This is a genomic window from Bartonella sp. B1099 (genome assembly GCF_944801835.1).
In the GTDB taxonomy this organism is placed as follows: Bacteria; Pseudomonadota; Alphaproteobacteria; order Rhizobiales; family Rhizobiaceae; genus Bartonella.
Genome location: NZ_CALYLN010000001.1, coordinates 1,155,535 through 1,176,722 on the forward strand (window position 1 = coordinate 1,155,535; position 21,188 = coordinate 1,176,722).

The 21,188-nt window shown below is 35.8% G+C and carries 18 protein-coding genes and 1 tRNA gene; 13 read left to right on the forward strand and 6 right to left on the reverse strand.

Annotation, left to right across the window (positions count from 1 at the left end):
- Window positions 1-132: 132 nt before the first annotated feature.
- From dnaG to NNJ73_RS04925, 3 genes are all read left to right on the forward strand, one after another.
- Window positions 133-2,070, forward strand: coding sequence for a DNA primase (gene dnaG / locus NNJ73_RS04915; RefSeq protein ID WP_254492962.1), 1,938 nt, complete (start codon window positions 133-135; stop codon window positions 2,068-2,070).
- Between the two features lie 384 nt (window positions 2,071-2,454).
- Window positions 2,455-4,470 carry an RNA polymerase sigma factor RpoD gene (gene rpoD, locus NNJ73_RS04920; protein WP_254492963.1) on the forward strand — a complete coding sequence of 672 codons (2,016 nt, stop codon included), beginning with the start codon at window positions 2,455-2,457 and terminating at the stop codon, window positions 4,468-4,470.
- A gap of 600 nt (window positions 4,471-5,070) precedes the next feature.
- The gene (locus NNJ73_RS04925) at window positions 5,071-5,532 is read left to right on the forward strand and encodes a YcgN family cysteine cluster protein (protein ID WP_254492964.1); all 462 of its coding nucleotides are present in this window, start codon (window positions 5,071-5,073) and stop codon (window positions 5,530-5,532) included.
- Between the two features lie 29 nt (window positions 5,533-5,561).
- On the opposite strand, the gene NNJ73_RS04930 is transcribed toward NNJ73_RS04925, so the two are convergent.
- A complete protein-coding gene (locus tag NNJ73_RS04930) occupies window positions 5,562-6,293 on the reverse strand; it encodes an SIMPL domain-containing protein (protein ID WP_254492965.1) in 732 nt (243 codons plus the stop codon).
- A gap of 168 nt (window positions 6,294-6,461) precedes the next feature.
- Between NNJ73_RS04930 and NNJ73_RS04935 the strand changes: the two genes are divergently transcribed.
- Together NNJ73_RS04935 and NNJ73_RS04940 are read left to right on the forward strand one after the other, a co-directional pair.
- Window positions 6,462-6,538: transfer RNA gene (locus tag NNJ73_RS04935), tRNA-Ile, on the forward strand.
- Between the two features lie 1,114 nt (window positions 6,539-7,652).
- The gene (locus NNJ73_RS04940; protein ID WP_254492966.1) at window positions 7,653-7,835 is read left to right on the forward strand and encodes a hypothetical protein; all 183 of its coding nucleotides are present in this window, start codon (window positions 7,653-7,655) and stop codon (window positions 7,833-7,835) included.
- Here NNJ73_RS04940 and NNJ73_RS04945 read toward each other — a convergent pair.
- Entirely contained in the window at window positions 7,759-8,073 is a 315-nt protein-coding gene (locus NNJ73_RS04945; RefSeq protein ID WP_254492967.1) for a helix-turn-helix domain-containing protein, read from the reverse strand. The two genes, NNJ73_RS04940 and NNJ73_RS04945, sit on opposite strands and share 77 nt — an antisense overlap.
- 469 nt (window positions 8,074-8,542) lie before the next feature.
- Between NNJ73_RS04945 and NNJ73_RS04950 the strand changes: the two genes are divergently transcribed.
- On the forward strand, window positions 8,543-8,776 hold the full coding sequence (locus NNJ73_RS04950; protein ID WP_254492968.1) for a hypothetical protein: 234 nt from the start codon (window positions 8,543-8,545) through the stop codon (window positions 8,774-8,776).
- A gap of 600 nt (window positions 8,777-9,376) precedes the next feature.
- Window positions 9,377-9,688 carry a hypothetical protein gene (locus tag NNJ73_RS04955; protein ID WP_254492969.1) on the forward strand — a complete coding sequence of 104 codons (312 nt, stop codon included), beginning with the start codon at window positions 9,377-9,379 and terminating at the stop codon, window positions 9,686-9,688.
- Between the two features lie 760 nt (window positions 9,689-10,448).
- On the opposite strand, the gene NNJ73_RS04960 is transcribed toward NNJ73_RS04955, so the two are convergent.
- Entirely contained in the window at window positions 10,449-10,628 is a 180-nt protein-coding gene (locus NNJ73_RS04960) for a YegP family protein (protein ID WP_139413477.1), read from the reverse strand.
- Window positions 10,629-11,013: 385 nt separating this feature from the next.
- Entirely contained in the window at window positions 11,014-11,553 is a 540-nt protein-coding gene (locus NNJ73_RS04965) for a helix-turn-helix domain-containing protein (RefSeq protein WP_005773177.1), read from the reverse strand.
- A gap of 359 nt (window positions 11,554-11,912) precedes the next feature.
- Here NNJ73_RS04965 and NNJ73_RS04970 point away from each other — a divergent pair, with 359 nt between their 5' ends.
- Both NNJ73_RS04970 and NNJ73_RS10025 read left to right on the forward strand, forming a co-directional pair.
- Entirely contained in the window at window positions 11,913-12,962 is a 1,050-nt protein-coding gene (locus NNJ73_RS04970; RefSeq protein WP_254492970.1) for a DUF475 domain-containing protein, read from the forward strand.
- On the forward strand, window positions 12,949-13,080 hold the full coding sequence (locus NNJ73_RS10025) for a hypothetical protein (protein ID WP_256477961.1): 132 nt from the start codon (window positions 12,949-12,951) through the stop codon (window positions 13,078-13,080). The genes NNJ73_RS04970 and NNJ73_RS10025 overlap by 14 nt, the downstream gene beginning before the upstream one ends.
- Before the next feature lie 334 nt (window positions 13,081-13,414).
- Here the strand turns inward: NNJ73_RS10025 and pncA are convergent, their stop codons facing one another.
- Window positions 13,415-14,023, reverse strand: a complete 609-nt coding sequence (gene pncA / locus NNJ73_RS04975; RefSeq protein WP_254492971.1) for a bifunctional nicotinamidase/pyrazinamidase — start codon at window positions 14,021-14,023, stop codon at window positions 13,415-13,417.
- Between the two features lie 46 nt (window positions 14,024-14,069).
- A complete protein-coding gene (locus NNJ73_RS04980) occupies window positions 14,070-14,606 on the reverse strand; it encodes a hypothetical protein (protein ID WP_254492972.1) in 537 nt (178 codons plus the stop codon).
- Window positions 14,607-14,784: 178 nt separating this feature from the next.
- On the opposite strand from NNJ73_RS04980, the gene ettA reads away from it, so the two are divergent.
- The 4 genes from ettA (at window position 14,785) to NNJ73_RS05000 (ending at window position 21,122) form a co-directional block, all read left to right on the forward strand.
- The gene (gene ettA / locus NNJ73_RS04985) at window positions 14,785-16,434 is read left to right on the forward strand and encodes an energy-dependent translational throttle protein EttA (RefSeq protein WP_254474379.1); all 1,650 of its coding nucleotides are present in this window, start codon (window positions 14,785-14,787) and stop codon (window positions 16,432-16,434) included.
- 609 nt (window positions 16,435-17,043) lie between these two features.
- Window positions 17,044-17,982 carry an ArsR family transcriptional regulator gene (locus NNJ73_RS04990; protein ID WP_254492973.1) on the forward strand — a complete coding sequence of 313 codons (939 nt, stop codon included), beginning with the start codon at window positions 17,044-17,046 and terminating at the stop codon, window positions 17,980-17,982.
- A 989-nt stretch (window positions 17,983-18,971) separates the two neighbouring features.
- Window positions 18,972-19,352 carry a hypothetical protein gene (locus NNJ73_RS04995; RefSeq protein ID WP_254492974.1) on the forward strand — a complete coding sequence of 127 codons (381 nt, stop codon included), beginning with the start codon at window positions 18,972-18,974 and terminating at the stop codon, window positions 19,350-19,352.
- A 1,260-nt stretch (window positions 19,353-20,612) separates the two neighbouring features.
- Window positions 20,613-21,122 carry a lytic transglycosylase domain-containing protein gene (locus tag NNJ73_RS05000; protein WP_254492975.1) on the forward strand — a complete coding sequence of 170 codons (510 nt, stop codon included), beginning with the start codon at window positions 20,613-20,615 and terminating at the stop codon, window positions 21,120-21,122.
- Window positions 21,123-21,188 lie beyond the last annotated feature (66 nt).

Genomic DNA, 21,188 nt, shown 5'->3' on the forward strand with positions numbered 1-21,188 from the left:
TTTACTCTCCATTTCTAAAATTATAGGCTCTCAAGAGATTAAAATTTTACAACTGCTTAAGAGGAAGTCTTGGAATTATGCTCTAAAGTCGTTAAATATGCAAAAAAGAATTTTTAAACTCTGTGAGAGATAATGCGTTTTCCGCCTGATTTCCTTAATGAACTACGTAGCAGACTCCCAATTTCAACAGTGATTGGTCAACGGGTAGACTTTGATCCTCGAAAAAGTAAGCCTTCACGGGGAGATTTTTGGTGTTGTTGTCCATTTCATGGTGAGAAAACGCCCAGTTTTCATTGTGATGATCATAAAGGGCGTTATTATTGTTTTGGTTGTGGGGTCAGCGGAGATATTTTTACCTTCCTGTGCGAGCTTGATGGATTGCATTTTTCAGAAAGTGTCGAGCGTTTGGCTGATTTTGCAGGAATGAAACTCCCTATTTTGGATCCACAAAGTCATCAACGTCAAATGGAAAAAGCTGACCTTTATGACGTGATGAAAATTGCGACAGATTTTTTTCAATATCATTTACGTGATCAAGAAGGTGTGCAGGCACGTCGTTATCTGGAGGAACGTGGTGTTCCGCAAAAGCTTATAGAGCGTTTTAAAATTGGTTTTGCACCGGTAAGGCGTACAGCTTTGAAAGAAGCTTTAAGAGCGCGGGGTATCTCAATAAAGCAAATGGAAGAATGTGGACTTCTCACAGTTCATGAGGAGAGTGGGGATTCTTATGACCGATTTAGAAATCGCATTATGTTTCCTATCGAAGATTTGCGCGGACGTGTGGTGGCTTTTGGAGGGCGTGCGTTAGAGAAAGAGACACGCGCAAAATATCTCAACAGCCCTGAAACAGTGCTCTTTCATAAAGGCAATATACTTTACAATGCGGCAGCAGCGCGCAAAAATAGTCGCTTTGTTGGCGATGAAAAAATTCATTCACTTCTGGTTGTCGAGGGGTATATGGATGTCATTGCATTGACTAAAGCCGGTTTTGAAGGAGTCGTAGCGCCCTTAGGGACTGCATTAACGGAAGCGCAAATTGAGCTTTTATGGCAGATGGGCAAGGAGCCTATTTTGTGTTTTGATGGTGATGATGCTGGTTTAAAGGCTGCTTTTCGCGTTGCTGATCGGGTATTGCCTCTTTTAAAGGTTGGGGTTTGTGTCCGCTTTGTTTTGTTGCCACAAGGAAAAGATCCTGATGAAATTGTTTGTGCTGGTGGTGCGCCCCTTTTTTCTTCTTTTTTGCAAAAAGCCATTCCTTTGATTGAGCTTTTATGGTGGCGGGCTACCTATGGAAAGAATTTTGAAACCCCAGAGACACGAGCGGCGCTTGAAAAACAACTCAAACAACAAATTTTTACGATTAAGGATGAAGATGTCCGTCGTTATTATTTGCAAGATATAAAACAACGCCTTTTTGATTTTTTTCGTCCCTCTTTTTCAAAAAAGAAAGGAAGAGGGCGCTATGAACAGACTTCACTCAATAGGATCTTTAAAGATCAATCCTTTTCTCTGTTAGAAAATTCTGAAATAGTACGAAATTCTTCGCAGGCTATTCCTTTACGTGAAGCTGTGATTTTACTCACTTTAGCTTACTATCCTGAGTTATGGCATGAAAATTTTGAAATTCTCTCTGAGTTAGAATTAAAAAATACACAATTAATGTATTTTCACCAAACGATGTTGGACATTCTCGGCAATCAGCCGCTTCATGATAAAGAAACGATGGTTGCGTTCTTAGAAAAAAGAGGGCAAAAGACTTTATTAGAGCGTATGAAACATCTTGTGCAGAATATTGGTATGCGTATTATCTTTGCTGGAGCTCCTATAGAAGATGCACGTGCTATATTAAAACAAGCTGTCTACTTGCATCTTCAGGAACACCACCTACATAAGAGGTTACAGGATATTGAAGAGCAACTTGTAGAAAATCCTAAGAGTGAGGTTTTTGATCTGCTTCGGGAGATAAAAAGTGAACTGGAGCAGATGCAGGCAACAGAAGCGTTAATTGAAGGGTTTGGAAGTTGGTTGGATGAAAAAATAGACGGGAACATACAAGATACGATAAAATGATTCGCTTTTTTAATGCGAATCAGTCACTTAAATTTTAGATGAGGAAGTGTATGTGGAGTAACATTTTCATAAAGATGACAATTAAATTTTAGAATAAATTTTAGGAAAAGCGGGAAATTGGTTCTTACGATAGGGTACAGAGATTATCTCAGAAGGGCTGAGAGGTGTCGGGGAAACTTCTGGAGTTTTCCCGCGTTTTTGTCTGGATGGCAAGTTTATCTGGATATTAAGGCGTATACAAAATGTATTCTTTCCAATAGTAATCTCTTAAAAGGAAGTATATATGAGAAACTGTTGGTCGATTTAAGTGAGAACAAAAAGAGCTGGTCACATGAAGACTATGGTTACATGGAAGCTATGAAGTGATCGAGTGGAGTTTATGGTATGGCAACAAAGGTTAAACAGAAAGATAATGCGGAAGTAACAAGCCAAGCGAGTTTGGATGGTCCTCTTCTTGATTTTTCTGATGATGCCATCAAGAAAATGATTAAACTTGCCAAAAAAAATGGTTACGTAACGATGGATGAACTCAATGCCGTTCTTCCTTCCGATGAGGTTACGTCCGAACAAATTGAAGATATCTTGGCGATGTTTTCTGAAATGGGGGTTAATGTTGTCGATGATGAGGATGAAGTTGAGTCTGAAAATTATGAAGACGAAGTTACGGTAGAGGGAGGGGACTTAGTAGAGGCCTCTAGCCACGCCCTTGCAACGACAACGAATAAACGTGAAGTAACAGATCGTACGGATGATCCAGTACGTATGTATTTACGTGAGATGGGAGCTGTTGAGCTTCTTTCACGGGAAGGCGAAATTGCTATTGCCAAGCGTATTGAAGCAGGGCGTGAGACAATGATTGCCGGACTTTGTGAGAGTCCTTTGACTTTTCAGGCCCTGATTATTTGGCGTGATGAACTAAAAGAACAGCGTATTCTTCTTCGTGAAATTATTGATCTTGAAACAACTTATGCGGGGCCAGAAGCAAAGCAGGCTCCTGTTATTGAGCGAAGTGAAGTTGATAAGATAAAAGAAGAAAAGATGTCTTCTGGTATACGTAATATGGGGGAAAATGTAGGAGAAAGAAGCATTGAAGAAGATGATGAGGAAGACGAGGATGATGTTAACTTATCCCTTGCTGCAATGGAAAATGAGCTTTGTCCTCAAGTTATGGAAACATTGGATTTTATTGCTCAAACCTATGTAAAATTACGCAAATTACAAGATCAGCACGTTGAAAGCAGTTTAGCAGAGCGTAAAGAGGGGGCTCTTACAGCCTCTCAGAAGAAAAAATATATTCAATTAAAGGGTGAGTTGATTCAAGCCGTAAAGTCTCTCTCTTTGAATCAAAATCGTATCGAAGCTTTGGTTGAACAGCTTTATGACATCAATAAGAGACTCATTCATAATGAAGGTAAGCTAAAACGAATCGCTAACACCTATGGCATTGGCCATGAAGATTTTTTAAGAGAATACCAAGGGCGTGAATTGGATGCAGATTGGATGAATTATATTGCCACTTTGCCTACACCGGGTTGGAAAGAATTTTCACTGCGTGAGGCAAAAGAAATTCAAAAGCTACGGAGTGAAATACAAAATCTTGCGCAAGAAACGGCTATTTCAATTGGTGAATTTCGCCGGATTGTTATGCAAGTGCAGAAAGGTGAACGCGAATCAACCATTGCAAAAAAAGAGATGGTCGAATCTAATTTACGTCTTGTCATTTCAATTGCAAAAAAATACACGAATCGTGGTTTGCAGTTTCTTGACCTTATTCAAGAAGGCAATATCGGTTTGATGAAGGCTGTGGATAAGTTTGAATATCGGCGCGGCTACAAATTTTCAACTTATGCCACATGGTGGATTCGTCAAGCCATTACACGTTCAATTGCGGATCAGGCACGCACTATTCGTATCCCTGTTCATATGATTGAGACAATTAATAAAATTGTTCGTACCTCACGTCAAATTCTCCATGAAATTGGACGAGAGCCAACACCAGAAGAATTATCGAGTAAGCTTTCTATGCCGTTAGAAAAAGTGCGAAAGGTTCTTAAAATTGCAAAAGAACCTATTTCACTGGAGACTCCTGTTGGTGATGAAGATGATTCCCATTTGGGTGATTTTATTGAGGATAGGAATGCATTATTACCTATTGATGCTGCTATCCAAGCGAACTTACGCGATACGACAACACGCGTTCTTGCTTCATTAACACCACGGGAAGAACGTGTTTTGCGGATGCGTTTTGGGATAGGGATGAATACAGATCACACCTTGGAAGAAGTGGGACAACAGTTCTCAGTGACAAGAGAACGTATTCGTCAGATTGAAGCAAAGGCACTTCGTAAATTGAAGCATCCTAGTCGCTCACGAAAATTACGCAGTTTTCTCGATTCTTAAATAAAGAAATTGATACATTTTAATCATTCCCTTTTTTCTTCATAGAGGGGAAGGTTTGTTACTGTGTACTTGGATATTTTTTTGAGAAAAATATAGTAAGGCTTTGAATAATCTAGAAGTTTACGGTCTTTGACGTTTTTCGTAGCTTTGAGACTTTGTGCTTCTCTGTTTCAAAAAAACAGATATAGGGCAAAGAGTGGGTATGGAGCAGAGAGGTGAGGGAGGCTCTGTCGATAAATGAACGGTAAAATATTCTTTTCCCTAGAGCGGTTCGTTTTTTTAAAGATAGGATACTCAAGAATAAACTATAGTGCAGTGTCCTGTCTTTTTGATGAAAAAGGTGTATTCTTTGCAAAATTATTCTACTATTTTAGAGGATGTATTTTTTTCTCAATTGACGAAGGAATTTTTCAATAGGTTATGTTTATTTATATAGGCTATTTTTTCAATACTCCCTTTTTCTTCAGATCAATTTTAAGACAATTGTATGAAGTGCGCATTGAGTTGAGGCTTTTTAAGAGACAGTAATAGATGAAACTATAGAAATTAAATTTTTAATTTTTTATCGTTCGTCTTCATAAAAAAGGTGTGCTTAAGTGTATGAGTGGAGAACTTCCTTTTTGGAAAGTAAAAAAATTAGAAGAGCTTTCCTTCTCTGAGTGGGAAAGCCTTTGTGATGGCTGTGGTCGTTGTTGTCTCCACAAAGTTGAGGATGATGATACGGGTGATTTGTATGCAACCAGTATTGCTTGTCGTCTTTTAGATGGGGAAACTTGCCAGTGTCGAGACTATGTTCATCGTAAATCAATTGTACCAGATTGTATATCGTTAGACATTACAACAGTTAAAACGGCGCGTTGGCTTCCAGAAAATTGTGCTTATAAATTAATTTATGAAGGAAAAGATCTCCCATGGTGGCATCCATTGGTATCAGGAGATTGTCAGACGGTGCATAAAGCACACATTTCTGCACGTGGATCCATAGAGATCTACGAGGATGAATTATCATCTGAGGAAGATTACCTTACTCATATTACTGGTCTTCTCTGTGAAGGCCAGTGATATGAGCGTTTTATACAATGCTTGGTGATTTAATCGATCGCAAAGACGACAGTGACACTCACATTATAATTTAATTCACCCCCTGCAAAATTTGTATCTGCGTAGCTTGCATCTGCTGCTCTACTCATGAGACGTGGGGTTGGACGATAGTAATCATCTTTTTCATTGATCTCAATAATTTTTCCTAATTTTAAATCAGCCGCTTGTGCTATTGTTTGCGCTTTTTCAATGGCTTCAGTAATGGCTTTTTTACGTGCTTCTTGATAAAATGGCTTCGTATCTGCATTGGTAAAAGTAATGCCATTCACTGAATTAATTCCCAGTGCCATCGCTTGATCAAAGATTTTACCAGCATTGCTAAGATCACGAATGCGTACAGTTAAAGAATTTGAAACGTGATAGAGTTTTTCATTATTCTTTTTTTCGTGGGATGACTGATAAATAGATAAACCTGATGTTTGCAAATCATTTGCTTGGATGCCATTATTTTTAAAAGCTTTTATAATATCATTGATCGATTGATTATTGGACGCTAATGCTTTCTGAGCTGTTTTGTCATAGGTAACAACGGCGAGATTAATAATTGCCATATCCGGTGCAGCTTGACTTTCTCCGATTGCAGTCACTGTAATCGTTGCATCTCTTTTGTTTTCTTCAGCATAAGCATGGACAACAGTCAATGAAGTGGCTAAGAGTGTGAATGTTAATATAGCTATTTTAACCAAAGAACTCTTCAGTGGTTGAATTTTCTTTTCTATCATATCTATTCCTTTACATTTATCATGACGACTCTCTCATTTTTGGGAGTTCTTGTAAAGAAATTAGAGCATTAGAAAAAAAACCAATAGAAAAGAGAAAAAGATGGGTTATAATCTCGGTCAGCTCTTGTATCATAGAGCATTTTAGTTTAGAGAGAGACCACCTATATGGGGCCTGTAGCTCAATTGGTTAGAGCCAGCGGCTCATAACCGCTTGGTTGGGGGTTCGAGTCCCTCCGGGCCCACCAATAGGGAATTGTCCAAGAGAAAAATGAATAGCTGAGTAAAGGTTTGAGGATTCTGCATCCTTCATTCTTTTGATTTATTTCTCCGTTTGTTCTAAATTTTTTTTATCATTTTTTGTTGCAATGTTTTTCTATTAATCATTTTAATATATAAAGTGATAATATAATTTTCAGGCTCATTAAAAAAATGCTTTCATTTGCAAGATTAGTGCATCTGGATTAATTTGATATGTGTTGCTGTTTGCATTTTTATTTTTACCATTGTGCATTTTCTGCTTCATGCTCAAATTACAGTTTTTATGTCATTCAATTGAAGTCACGAGGTCTTTTTTGATTTTACGCTCATAAGGTATTGGCTGTATTTCGTAAACCTTACTTTTTTTATTGCTAAATTTTTTTCGTATTGATTGTAAAAAGAGTTTTTTCTTTTCTACAAAATGACTGGCAAGGGAAGTGATTTTTTTTGGAAAAATATACTTCTTCTTCAAAGATCATAATTTTTTATTGATGTGAGAGAATTTTTTTCCTTGTTGTAAATCTACATACAATTTACCTCTGGAGATCATGGGTGATGATTCATTTTATTTTTTTTACATCACCGTTTTTATTCATGATAGAGAATCAGTATTTAAAGAGTGTTTTTAAAGGGGAGGTTGCCTTGTCAAGGTATTACAGGGTTTTAGGGGACGTGGTTGTTTATAAGGACTTATCCTATAACATTGTTATATTCTTGCTTTGTAATATTGTTAAAAAAATATAGATGGTGCTAGGTAGAATAAAATTTTGATATATTTTTCTTTTGAAATAAGCTTTTTCGTATTCTCTTATAAAGAGTTCAGGGATATTTTCACACTAATTTGTTATTGGTTCGAATCACAAGATTTGTGTAACATTATTCGCGTTGTTGATAGGTCATACCAATTTTCATAAGAAGGTCTGGATCGAGCGATGCTTTCTTTTTCACCATGCTACATAACTCATAGAACTTCATTTGATTTTATAAAATAAGTTTGTGCACAATTGCCTCCATACTGCCTATTGCAAATATTTTTTTCTAAGGTATGAGATATATTTAAACGCTTTAGCGTTATATAGTTTGACAATATGGAGTGTGACTATGAAGAATGATGAAAAGTTTGAGGCGGTTTTATCGGATATTATTGTGAAATGGGAGTCTTTATCGACGTCTCAAAAGCAAGCAATATTGGATAGCGTGGAAAATTCTACAACTGCTTCTCATTCAACAGAACATTTAAAGCTTCAATCTTCTTTTTATCTCCCGATGAAATCAAAGCTATAAGTTTTAAGTCTTCATCAGAGATGTTGAAGCCAGTTATAACATATATGGCACTAGCATTTCCGAGTGTGTTTAGAATCGCCATAAGTTTATCGACTGAAGGTCTTTTTCCTCCTTTTATCATTTGTTGGACATAGTTTTGCCCACAGCCTGCTGCTCTGCTTATTTCGATCATCGTCCGTCCGTCACTTTTTATTAAATCAATTAAGCGTTGGAACCAATCTTTTTCAGTCTTTGTCATTTTTAGACCTTTACACATTTACGCTATAGCGTTAATATTGCGTCGCGAATCCAGAATATATGATACAAGGAGCGTGAAAATATCCATGTGTAGCTCTTCGCTAATGAAGCATATAGAGTTGCTTTTAACTAATAACAAAATGTCCCCATACACTTTTAGATTCGAATCAATAAAAATGGTTCCCTAGTTCCACGGTTGTGAAAAAATCACTGCGTATACCAGAAACGGTGATGCGCACGTGTGTGTTCATGAGATTTCGCTGCGATAGTATACGTAGCAGCATTATAAATCAAGATATACCCCAACATCAGCATTTGTAAAAAATTCTGCGTTAAGTTGGTATGTGAGCATATAACGAAGCTTTACAGCCTTAAGAGATAATATTGTGGTTGTAGAAAAAATAAATTCATAGGTTAAAAATGCCTATTTCTTGTAATAAATTAGGTCACTATCAGATGGTATCTCGTATGTGTGTATTAAAAAACTTTGGAAAGATCAAAAAAATGATTTTGGTGTTTTTATAGAACACAAAAATAATTTGGAGTACGAAGGTGGTCGTTTGGTAGAATGTGATACACACGATCAATGCTTCTATGAAGATGGGGGTGCTTTTGATGATACAACGGTTTATAATAAACTTTGTGTTTACGATGATATTTTTGTTTATAGCAATGCGCTAATATATGGTCGTCTAGAGGGCTAAGAATTTGCATGTTTATGAGAGGGGAGAACTTTATTGTCATTTGAATATAACAGGAGAGGAATGTGTTTTTACTAATGTAGTTGTTTTTAGCCAAATTTTGATTGCTTAATATCTTGAGGTCTGTAGGAATACTCGTAATTATGGAAAGGCTTGTGTTTATAATAATGCTTTGGTTTGTGGTGATGTAAAGATTTATGGGAAGGTAAAACTTCTACAGAAAAGCTGTGTTTTGTAACACTGAAGATTTTTGTAATAATAAAAAAGCTTCCACATACAGCCATATTCCACATAACGTAAAAGAGGAAGATAGGAGTGTTTCGGAGAAGACAGGTATTGGTTTTATCATGTCGTTCGTTTTGTCAGAAGTTCCTTATTTTTGATCAATAAATATGTCGCAAATTAATGGGTGTAAGCGTGTGGATTAGCCTCTTTCAGAGTATTTTGCGTTATTTATCAATGTGTTAATGGAAAAAAATACGAAAGCCGAGGGTGATTATTCGCACTTGGAATGTGGATTTTATTGCCTTCTCTTTTGATGGAGGATGAATAAAAACAAATTGCTTGAGATGATTACTTGAGCCGGCAATGAAGGAGATCAAAATGAGTGTAAACGAAATTTTGTTGGGAGCAATGATTGTTATTTTGTTATTCAGTGGAGTTATATTTCGGTTTTCTTTATATTATCGCAGTCAAATTAAAGCTCTAAAAGAGGAATCCAGAAGGATAAAGCATGAGTTTTTAAAGGATTCTATGAAGATGACCGAAGAACGAGACAGAACTCTTCGAGAGCAAAATATGGTGATTAAAAGACGCGATCAAGTAATTGAAAAATTGAAAAAACAAATTAAGCAATATGAAGAAAATGAAAAAAAATATCAAAAAATGCTTAAATCTGAAGATGATAAAGAGTGATTGTATTCATATTGTGCATCGAATTTATGCATTAAAGAATTTGGAAGTGGGTTAGAAAGATTGAAAATAATAAGAAAAAGATAGACTTTTATGAAGTCCATGATGGTGCTTGTGGGGAGGTTTTCTTGGAAGAGAATATTCAAGTTTACTCTGATCTATAATTTATAAAATCGTTAAAGTTGATAGAAAGGTAATCGTTGGCGCCAAAATAAAAGTTTATGATGATATCCCAGTTTATGGTTATCCTAGGTATTTAAAAGGAGATCTATACGATTCAGCTATTGTTGTGGTGATTTATATTATTGTAAAAAACAATTTTGTGCGTTCCTTTTAGATTTTAGGTATAATGTTGCGATAGTTTCAAGGAATAGGCATAAAAAATTGCATGATAATAGAAAGAAAGAGATATTTGATTTTGATGAAGACGAAGGGCATAAGTCAGTTATGATGATCCGATATAAAATAGGGTGATGAATGCAAACGATATCGATACTTAGAAAAGCATTTACATTTCTAATTTATGATTTATTTTCTTTTCATAGGTATTTGTTCTATGAAAGTATATAAGACTTGAGGGATTTTCTGTCTGATAGATTCTATTAAAACTCAATTATGTTTGAATATAAACACATACTCTGCCAAAAATAACGCAAAAAATTTTCATCCATTGAGAAAAAATCAGTCACCTTTTATTCATTATAGAAACGTAACCAAAAATCCCATTATAAAAACTAAACTCTTATCTTAATGGTAAAGAACGTTAAGACTGCAGTTCTTTAATAAGAGCTTTATGGGTAATTTCTTTGATTTGCTCAATATTCATGAGGATATCTTGTTTTGTTGGATATCCTTTACTCGAAAAAGCAATTTTTTGTGCATCTCCTGAGATTAAACGCCAGTACCACTGATTGTGAACTCCTTGAAACACCTCAAAATACATGTTTCTCACCTCATAAAATAGCTGATAATTTTCAGGATAAATACTCAACTAACCCATTTACGAATACTAATGTATGTCTCTATAGGAAGTCGTCAATATATTTTCCTCAAATTTTCTGACCTAAAAAATAATTTCTATGAGAGCTATTATCCTTTTAACAAGAAAAAATTTCTTGTCAATAAGATGTGAATGAGAATTTTATACTATAAAATTATTTTTTTAATTTAATAAAACTATATGTCCATTTACAATACAAATATTTTTCTTTTACAGAAGTAAATTTTATAGAGTATATAAATTTCCACCAGCATGGATAAAGGAAAAATATTTTTTTCCATACTGGTGGCGCTTAATCATTTCTTGTTTTTTCTTTTGAAATAGACGTTTATTGATTAGCGATAACTTCTTTTTGGGATACGCTTCGAATGAGTAAATCAATGAATAAGCTAAGGGTATAAGAATTAGCCATTTTGGCTTTCATATCGATCAGTGATGTTGCAGTTTTAGGGTTAAGGCCATTTGATAAACCTTGTCTTGACAAATATTGCTGCAATTTTTCATAAGAGCTGTCGATTTTTTCTTGATTGAGTTTTTCATTACGATCACTATTGGCAAGTGTTTCTTCTAGCCCCTCAATTTTTTTTATAAAATAATTCCAATCAAAATCACCTTTTGTATATTCGGCATCAAACATTTTTCCTTGTCCGGTTAAAAGCCAATTAATGTTGACACCATATAATGTGCGGTATGTTTGTAAGACACTAAGATTGGGTTCTCTTTCTCCACGCTCATAAAAAGCAATGGAATTTTTTGTCATGCTAAAACTTTTAGCTAAGGTCTCGCGTGATGGATCGCCTAAAGCAAGACGTACATAACGTAAACGTTTTCCAAATATGGTTTTTGATTCAGTTTCAGGACGTGCCACGAATTATCTCCCTCAGTAAATCATCATGGTATAAATCATTAAATAATAAAAGCACACTATGTATTAATATACTATGACATAATGTCAATATTTATCGTTTTAATTTTTCTTTATTTTTTTATTTTAATGGATAAAAAACAATCTCTCAACTCTATTGTATTAACGATTAGTATTCATTTCAAAACAAAATTCTCTGTTTATTGCATTTGTCTGTTGCTTTTTTTGAGAAATTTTTCATGTAACTTTACCATATATTCTATACACCTCTACATTAAGAGATGCAACTTTAAAGAAATACAAGCTTTTGATTTTATATGTGTGCTGTAGATGAATTAGAAAATAAACTTTGAGGAATGATTATGGCCCTATTACGTTATTTTGGGTTTGCTTTTTTTTTCACGATTATTGGCGTCTTTTTAGGAGGGGCTATTGGTTGGTATGAAACGGGAAGCATTACTGGTTTTCTTAAATATTTTTTCATTTGCTGTGTTTTAGGGGTTTTGGAAATTTCTTTATCCTTTGATAATTCTATTATCAATGCACGTGTTCTTGGTAGAATGAATCCGTTATGGCGTCGCCGTTTTCTTATATGGGGTATTTTGATTGCTGTATTTGGGATGCGGATTGTTTTTCCGTTGTTGGTGGTTGTCGTGGCTGTTGGAATTAATCCAATTGCGGCCGTTCAATTAGCAATAGGGGAACCACATCGATATGCCGAAGTCTTAACTGATGCGCATATGGGAATTGCCGCTTTTGGAGGAACTTTCCTTATGATGGTTGGCTTAAAATATTTTTTTGATTCTGAAAAAGAGATCCATTGGCTTAATGCTATAGAGAGACCTGCTCAAAAGTTTGGGGCGCTTATGGGGATTGATATTGCAATTGTTTTAATTTTGATCTTATTCGTGTCAGGGCGGATTGATGTGGAAGATAAAGTCACTTTTTTATTAGCAGCCCTTTATGGGCTTTTGACCTTTATCGGTGTTGAAGCTGTCGGCCATCTGTTGGATGCTCCTAAGAGGACTTTGACAACAGTGGCTCAAGGGGGACTCGGGGCATTCCTTTATTTAGAAGTTCTTGATGCAAGTTTTTCTTTTGATGGTGTGGTTGGTGCTTTTGCCTTTTCACACAACCTTTTTATTATCGCAATTGGTCTTGGGATCGGTGCATTTTACGTTCGTTCTATGACAATTATGTTAGTCGAATCAGGGACATTGTTGCATTATCGTTATTTGGAGCATGGTGCTTTTTATGCAATTTTAGTTCTTGCCGTGATTATGTATCTGCAAACAATTATATCGGTTCCTGAAGTTTTAACAGGACTTGTGGGAGTCTGTATTATTGGAATGGCATTGTATTCTTCGATTCGTTTTAAGCGTCGTCAATTGGATAAACATGTTGCGTCTTAAGTCATTAAAACTTCATGCTTTTGTTTATCGCATATCCTTAATAGAAGAGATCTTTCATGCAAAACAAAATGCTATTGTTCTTCTTATTGGCGTCTTTATTTTAAAGTTGAATCCATGACATGTTTTTCCCCATGAAGAGAATAATGTAAAATTTCTTGGAGTGCTTTGACTGAAATATAAGGTGCAAACCGGCATTGTACTTTTTACACGCTTTTAGAACGACGAAAGCTCTTGTCTTTAACAATTCATAAGAGGCATTTTATTGCTTTCTTGAATGATTTTTATCTCCATATTGATCCTATTTGTGATGTGTGAGAGAGTAGTTTATTCATTATGAATAGGTTTGAAATGAGAGAATTTTATTCTATTGTAGTTTATCACTTAGAATATGCAAAAAATAATTTATTTTTTATTAATCAATATCTTATAATAGATTGCGAGAATACAATATTCTAGGAGACCATTAACAGTTCGACACCAGCTTCGTTCATCATTTTAAGCATTGTGTTCAGAGATTCGTTTACATCAATACCAGCGCAGGCATTTAATAAAACACTAACTTTAAAACCACATTGTATGGCGTGAAGAGCAGAAAACCCAACACAAAAATCCGTTGCTAAGCCACATATAACGATCTTGGTAAAACCATGTTGTTTGAGATAAACTTGTAAACCTGTTGGTGTTTTTTGATCATTTTCAAGAAAAGCAGAATAACTATCCATTTGTTGATCATAGCCTTTTCTAAGGATAAGTTGTGCTTTTTCCACTCTAAGAGATGGATGAAACTCTGCTCCTTGTGTTCCTTTTATGCAATGATCAGGCCAAAGTATTTGCGGACCATAGTTAAGATTGATGGTATCATAGGGCTTTTTTTCAGGATAGCAGGAAGCAAAGCTGCAATGGTTTTGGGGGTGCCAGTCTTGGGTTAAGATAACGTGATCAAAATGATTGATGAGATTATTGACGGCGGGTAAAATGGCATCACCTTGTGGTACTGCGAGTGCTCCACCGGGTAAGAAGTCATTTTGAACATCAATGACGAGTAAGGCTTTTTTTTCCATAAATATATTCCTATAGAAGATGAGCTTTTATCGCATTTTTAAAAAGCTATATTTCGTCTTGAAGTTTTGAAATGATTTGTTGAATATTGATCTTATTTTTATAATTATCAAGCCAAAAGAGGGGGATAGATAAGTTTTTACAATTCATTTTATAGTTTTTTACGAAGTGTAACCACGTACCAATGGGAAGTGCACTGTCGTTATTTGTTGCGACATGTTGACGCAAAGCTTTCATGATCATTGGGCTTGGGACGTCAGATCCCATAAGGCGGCGGTCGTTTTGTAAACGTAATTTAAGCCACATCAAGGCAAGGGGTGAAGTCCATTGTTTTCCGTAACAAAAAATCGATGAAAAAAGGTAAGGTTTTTTTACTGCGTAATATAAAGCCCATAAAGCAAAAAAAGAAGGCGCATAGAGAATCGCTTTTCTTTCTGGTCCCATATTACACTGATAGGTTGGTTTAATACGGTAAAAATACACTGTTATCTCTGGTATGGAAAAGAGGGGCAATGTTTGATAACACGTTTCAGGGACAGCTAAAAAGATTTGCTTTTTGCTTCTTAAGGGGATGTTTTTTTGCATTTAGAACCATACTGGGGCTTGTGAGATGAGAAAAAATGTACCAATATTAAAGCGAAAAGCTTTTGAGACGATGTAAGCTCTTTTTACTGTACAGTTTCAAAAAGCGAAAGCAGTTTTTTCAAAATCCTAATCTTTAATATCGCACAATATAAAAAGAGATTCATATAAAGAGAAATTTATGGCACGTCAATTTATCTACCATATGGCTGGGCTCAACAAGTTTTACGGCAATAAAAAAATTTTAGAAAATATTCATTTGTCTTTTTATCCAGATGCGAAGATCGGTATTTTAGGACCAAATGGTGCAGGTAAATCCACTATTTTACGGATTATGGCTGGGCTTGATAAGGAATATACGGGAGAAGCATGGCTTTCTGAAGGGGCACGTTGTGGCTATCTACCACAAGAACCTTTTCTTGATGCAAGCAAAGATGTGCGTGGCAATGTGATGGAAGGTGTCGCAGATAAACAGGCTATTCTTGAGCGTTATAACGAATTGATGATGAATTATAGTGAGGAAACGGCTGATGAAAGTGCAAAGCTTCAGGATATTATTGACAGTCAGAATCTTTGGGATTTAGAAAGCCAAGTGGAAATGGCGATGGCTGCTCTTGGTTGTCCGCCAGCTAAGGGGGATGTGACAAAACTTTCGGGTGGTGAAAAGCGGCGTGTGGCGCTTTGCAAATTGCTTTTGTCAAAACCTGATTTGTTGCTTTTGGATGAACCGACAAACCATTTAGATGCTGAAACGACGGCTTGGCTTGAAAGGCATCTGCGTGAATATCCTGGCGCCGTGCTTTTGATAACCCATGATCGTTATTTTCTCGACAATGTTACGGGGTGGATTTTAGAGTTAGATCGCGGTAAAGGTATCCCTTATGAGGGGAACTATTCTGCTTATTTGGGCGCTAAAGCCAAGCGTTTGGCTCAAGAGGGGCGTGAAGAGGCTGCGCGTCAACGTGCTTTATCGCGTGAGCAAGAATGGATTGCTTCTAGTCCAAAAGGGCGACAAGCAAAGTCAAAAGCGCGGATTAAAGCTTACGATGAGTTGGTTCAGGCGGCACGTGAGCGCCGTCCAGGAGAGGCGCAAATCATTATTCCTATTGGAGAAAGATTAGGACAGGTTGTCATTGAAGTTGATCATCTCTCTAAAGCTTATGGCGAACGTGTGTTGATTGATTCTCTCTCTTTTAAACTTCCCGCTGGGGGTATTGTCGGTGTTATTGGGGCCAATGGTATGGGAAAGTCGACTTTGTTTAAAATGTTGACAGGACAAGAACAGCCCGATTCAGGTCAAATACGGATCGGTGAAACAGTTCACATGAGTTATGTGGATCAGAGTCGCGATTCCTTAGCAGGAGATAAGACTGTTTGGGAGGAGATTTCTGGTGAAAATGACATTATTAAGTTAGGCAAGTATGAGATGAATAGTCGTGCTTATTGTGGGGCTTTTAATTTCAAGGGGACCGATCAGCAGCAGAAGGTGGCAAATTTATCAGGAGGGCAGCGTAATCGCGTCCATTTGGCGAAACTTCTAAAAGAGGGGGGCAATGTGCTTCTTCTTGATGAACCGACAAATGATCTTGATACTGAAACGTTGGGTGCACTGGAAGATGCCTTAGAAAATTTTGCTGGTTGTGCAGTGATCATATCGCACGATCGTATGTTTCTTGATCGCTTAGCAACGCATATTTTAGCCTTTGAAGGTGATGGCCATGTGGAATGGTTTGAAGGGAATTTTGCTGAATATGAAGCTGATAAAGTTCGCCGTCTTGGGGCTGAATCCCTTAATCCTAAGCATGCAAATTATAAGCCTCTTACACGCTAGAATTTCTTAATCTTATTGGAACTTTATTGAGAAAAAAGAGTACGTCTTTCTGCTTATGATTATCATCGATAAAGTGGTGTGTATTGCGTGGAGGTTTTGATTCATTGGAAAGAGGAGAGACTCTTTATGAGCCCATGTTGTCAATAACGCCATTCTACTCGTGATATATAGCTATCCTTACTTGTAAAATTACCATGAAGAGGGAAAATCTTTTTATGGAAAGTGCTATTCTATAAATGCTCTGGTCATTGAGTATGTGCGTCTTTCTTTAAAAAGCGACAAGTAAAATCCTATTATTTATTCTCTTCCCATGTTGGATTGTTTGTGTTTTGAGATAGTATTTCATTTACCTTTATGTTTTTTTATTCATCGGTCGCTGTTTCTGAATTGTAGCCTTTTATTTAAGTTAAAAATGATAAATAACTATTATAAATCAATGTATTAGAATTATTTAGGGGGCAATTGGATAAGATCTGTTCATCTTTTACAGTGGCCTGTTTTTTTCGTAGGGTGATAAAATAGCGGGAACGAAATAGATGAGAATATGCGCATTGTGCTTGACTTTTGTTCCTATAAACAAATCTTTATAGGAAAGTTTAGGGAATAATTATGAAAAAAAGTGCAAATTTAGATGCAATGATTGTGCTGCTGAAAGCGATTGCAGAAGTGGGTCATTTACGTGTTCTCAGACTCTTAAATCATGAAGATTTAACAATTCCTGATTTTATTTTTATTCTTGATCAGTCGCAAGCGTGTATATCAAGACATTTATGTTTATTGTACGAAGCTCGATTGATTGAGCGTTATCAGAAGGGAGGTTATCTTTATTTTAAGCTTTGTCATGATTTTTGGGGTAAAGACATTGTAATGAGCATTCTTTCGGCTTTGCCAAAGCATGATATGTTGTTAGCGCACGATTTAGAACGTTTGAAGGATATCAAAACGCAGCGTCAAAAAACGAGGAAAAAGCATTTCTTACAAAATACGTCGCAATGGGATGTTTTACGGTCATCCTGTAGGGCAGATCATGGTGTGGAAAGTGCTTTACTTAAAATCGTGGGTGATAAGCCATTTCAGACGATGCTGAATATTGGAATGGGGGGAGATTCTATCTTAAAATTATTTTCTGATCTTTATACGCATGCGGTTGAAGTTGTGCTTGATCGTGATATTTTGCACTTGCCTATTGGAGAGACAACTTTTGATTTGGTTATTCTCCATTGGGTTTTACATTTTCTTGAAAATCCTGAAATGGTTTTTTATGAGATATCAGGTATTTTGCGTCCTCATGGGCGTTTATTGATTGTGGATTATGCTTATCATAAAGTTCAGTCTTCACATTCTGATCAAGCGCCTATGCACCTTGGATTTTCCGCTTTACAAATAGAACAGTGGCTTAAAAATACGGGACTTGTTTTAGAACAAACAGTTTGCCTTACTTCTATACAAAGTAAAAACAGTGAGGCATGTATGGTGACAATTTGGCTTGCTCGTGATCCGCGTTTATTGGTTGATGATATTCAAGATAAACAAATCGATTTTGCATAAATCGCGTTTGTTAATGTGCTGTATTCTCAGATTTCTCTAAATAACATATAGGGATGTGTTGACTATTGTAAGGTAGTTTATCGTTATTGGGAATGATTATAGGGTATGATTCGAAATAAATACCTTCAGAGGTTTCATTTTTTTTCGTAAGCTATTTCAATTCTTTATTGATGCTAGCAGTCAAGAGATTTGACAATATTTTTAAAGGGTCATTTTCAGAAATTTTCATGAAGATAGATAAGACTTTTTCTCTCTAATTTATTGTTTTTATTGAAATAATTCATCTGTTCTTTTGAACAGGTGTTTCTGCTTTTATTGTATAAGGCTTAAAGACGACATTTTTCTTTTGTGGTGATCGCTGCTGGGCAAGTGATTCTGCTGATTCTATTTTTTATAGGGCGAATATATACAGATTATTTATTTTTTAATGATGATCATCAGAGCTGTAAAAGAAATTATTATAAAAATTATAATGGTTGTAGATTCTGATTGACGCTTATAGAAATAAAATTGCTTCAAATTGGTGCATTTTGAATTTTTTTTGCCTAAATTTCACCATTTTTAAACAATTTATAATTCTTTTGTGTTTTTTTGCGTAGGAGATGATAAGAATTTCTTGTTGTTTAAAGCATTTTATTCCATAGCAAGAATATTGCATCGGCTATCTTAGTGGTTGATGCGAGAAGACGATCGGGGAACCTCCTCCCCCCCCCCCGCGTGGATCCCCTAGATTGTCTGGCCTGACTGAGGATTTCCTCAGTCAGGTTTTTTGTAAATTATTTTTAGGGCTTGGTAAGGTGTTTTCAGGGGCCTTAAAAGGTGTAAAAATTTATTATTACGTAGCATGGAGTACTAGGGGGATAAGAGTTCATTGAGTGGTTAGTGTTATCGTATTCATTTTCAGTAATGAGAGTTTTTCTTTATTGAGAAATCGTTGAATGCTATAAGAAGAATCTGTGTTTGATTCTGTAATCTTTAGGTAAGAGATAATGGGATTTTTCTCCGGTCGTATTGCTTTTATTTTATTTATATTTTTTATTTTTGGTGTGAGTATTTTCGCTTCTCGCAGCGTTGTGGTTCATAAGTTTCTTTCCGGCTACGTATCTTCTTCTTCTTCTCATCAGGTTGAGGTGACAGAGGCGTTGTTGCTAGAGAGATGGGCGATGGCTTTTCCAGATATTATCGTGCAGCTTTCTAAGATGAGTCCTCAGCAGCAAGAGCTTTTTATTGAGCAAGTGCGTCGCGATGCGGTTTCATTTGCTTCTGAAAGTGGTCAGAGTCGTGAGGAAGCTTACAAGTTTGGAGAAACTGTTGCTATGGCTCTCTCAAAGGCAATGTCTCGTCCTTCCATGGCAAATGCTTATTTTTAACTGTTTTTTTTAATTGCGCTTTTGAATTTTGTTTTAGGAGCGAAGCTTTTTGTAAAGTTTTGAAGAGCACGAGGGAAATAATCAGAACATAAGGATAAGGTTGCGATCATTACAAGAGTGATCGCAAGTTTATTGAGGGCACTTCAGGTTAACTGCATTATCAATGGCTACAATGACAAAGGAATAAAAAAACAGCTTATATTTTTTAGAAAAGCAAAGATATGAATTGTTATAACAAAACATGTTAAGCCGATTTTAGGATGTTTATTCATTGGTATGATTTGTAAAGATAAGGTGCAAGACTGATAAGATGCCAATCTGGAATTAAGTAAAAAATATTTAGATGAGGAGGAGAGATCCATTTTCCTTCAAAGGGCTTTTTTGGGGGGTATTTTCGAGAATTTTAAAAATAGACAAAAATAATCGTTAAGCTTTGTTTTAGAAATAAAGAGGAATATGATTTTTTTCTAAGATATTGTTTTATAAGGGTCATTTATCCTTTTATATGTGAAATGAGAATCACAAATATTGTGGAATTCTTTTGTTTTCAATCTGTTAAAGAAATCAAAATCAGTTTTTTACACAACACAAAGCAAGGAGCTTTTGCGGATAAAAGCCCTTTTTAGAAAAAAGTAAAAAGCTTCTTTGAGTTATCTCAAAGACCAAAGGCTGTTACCATATTTTGAATTGCTAAAGAGTATGAGGGTTTTGGTATATTTATGAGCTTTTTATGCACGATGGTGGAATGAGGGATTGGTTTTGGTTAATGGTTTATTGAGGATAAAGAGTGTTGCGGTCATTCATTGGCGTGTGAGAAGCATGGATAACGGTTTTTATTTTTTGTGAAACTTTTGCGATATCGAGGCTCTCTTGTAAAGATGATTCTGTCTCTATTGCTTTGTGGAATTGATCTCAATAAAGAATTTAATCATCGTCTGTAAAAAAATATTATGTCTATTTAAATTTCCATCTTTGTACTCTAAAAGTTTGTAGTACAAAAGCAATAACAGCAATGGATCGAGTATATCATTTTATTGAATATGTTATAAGATTAACTATAGTCTCTTTATTTTTTTTATTTTATGATATAGGGCAATCTATAATTTGTGCATAAAAGAGATTTTCTTTTGATACAGAATTTTATTTTGAAATTGTCTTAGTATTTCCTTTTTCAAGCCGTTCTTTTGCTTTCTTTTTTTGTACAATACGCTTGCAAACTATTTGCGGATAGAATTTGAGAATGTTGTGAAGAGAAAGAAAATGCAATTTTTAAAAATCTTGTTAAGTACAGCGTGTGCTGTATTTTTTATATTTGATATAAACTGGACTCATAGTGCCTTAAATATTGCGGAATCAAAAGAAGGCTCAGTGATTGTTGCTTCTAAGACACCTGCGCGTCCTTATGAGTTTCTTATTCAGAAATTTGCAACGAAGCATAATGTTCCCGTTAATTTAGCTCATGCTGTTGTAAAAGTTGAAAGTAATTATAAGGCAAGCATAAAAGGGGCAGCGGGCGAAATAGGTTTGATGCAAATAAAACCTTCTACGGCGCGAGGGTTGGGCTTTAGTGGTTCTGTAAAAGATTTGTACGATCCTGCGACCAATCTTGAATATGGTATGCGTTATTTGGCGCGGGCCTATAAGCTCAGTGGTGGAAGTACGTGTGGTACAATTCTTAAATATAACGCAGGTCATGCTGCAAAAAAAATGAATTCCATTTCGGCGAAATATTGCGCAAAAGTGAAAATGTATTTAGCTTCATTAAAATAACAGCAAAATAACAACGTCTTTTAAAAGGGATTGGCTATAAAATATTTTAAGATGCTATTTTCACGG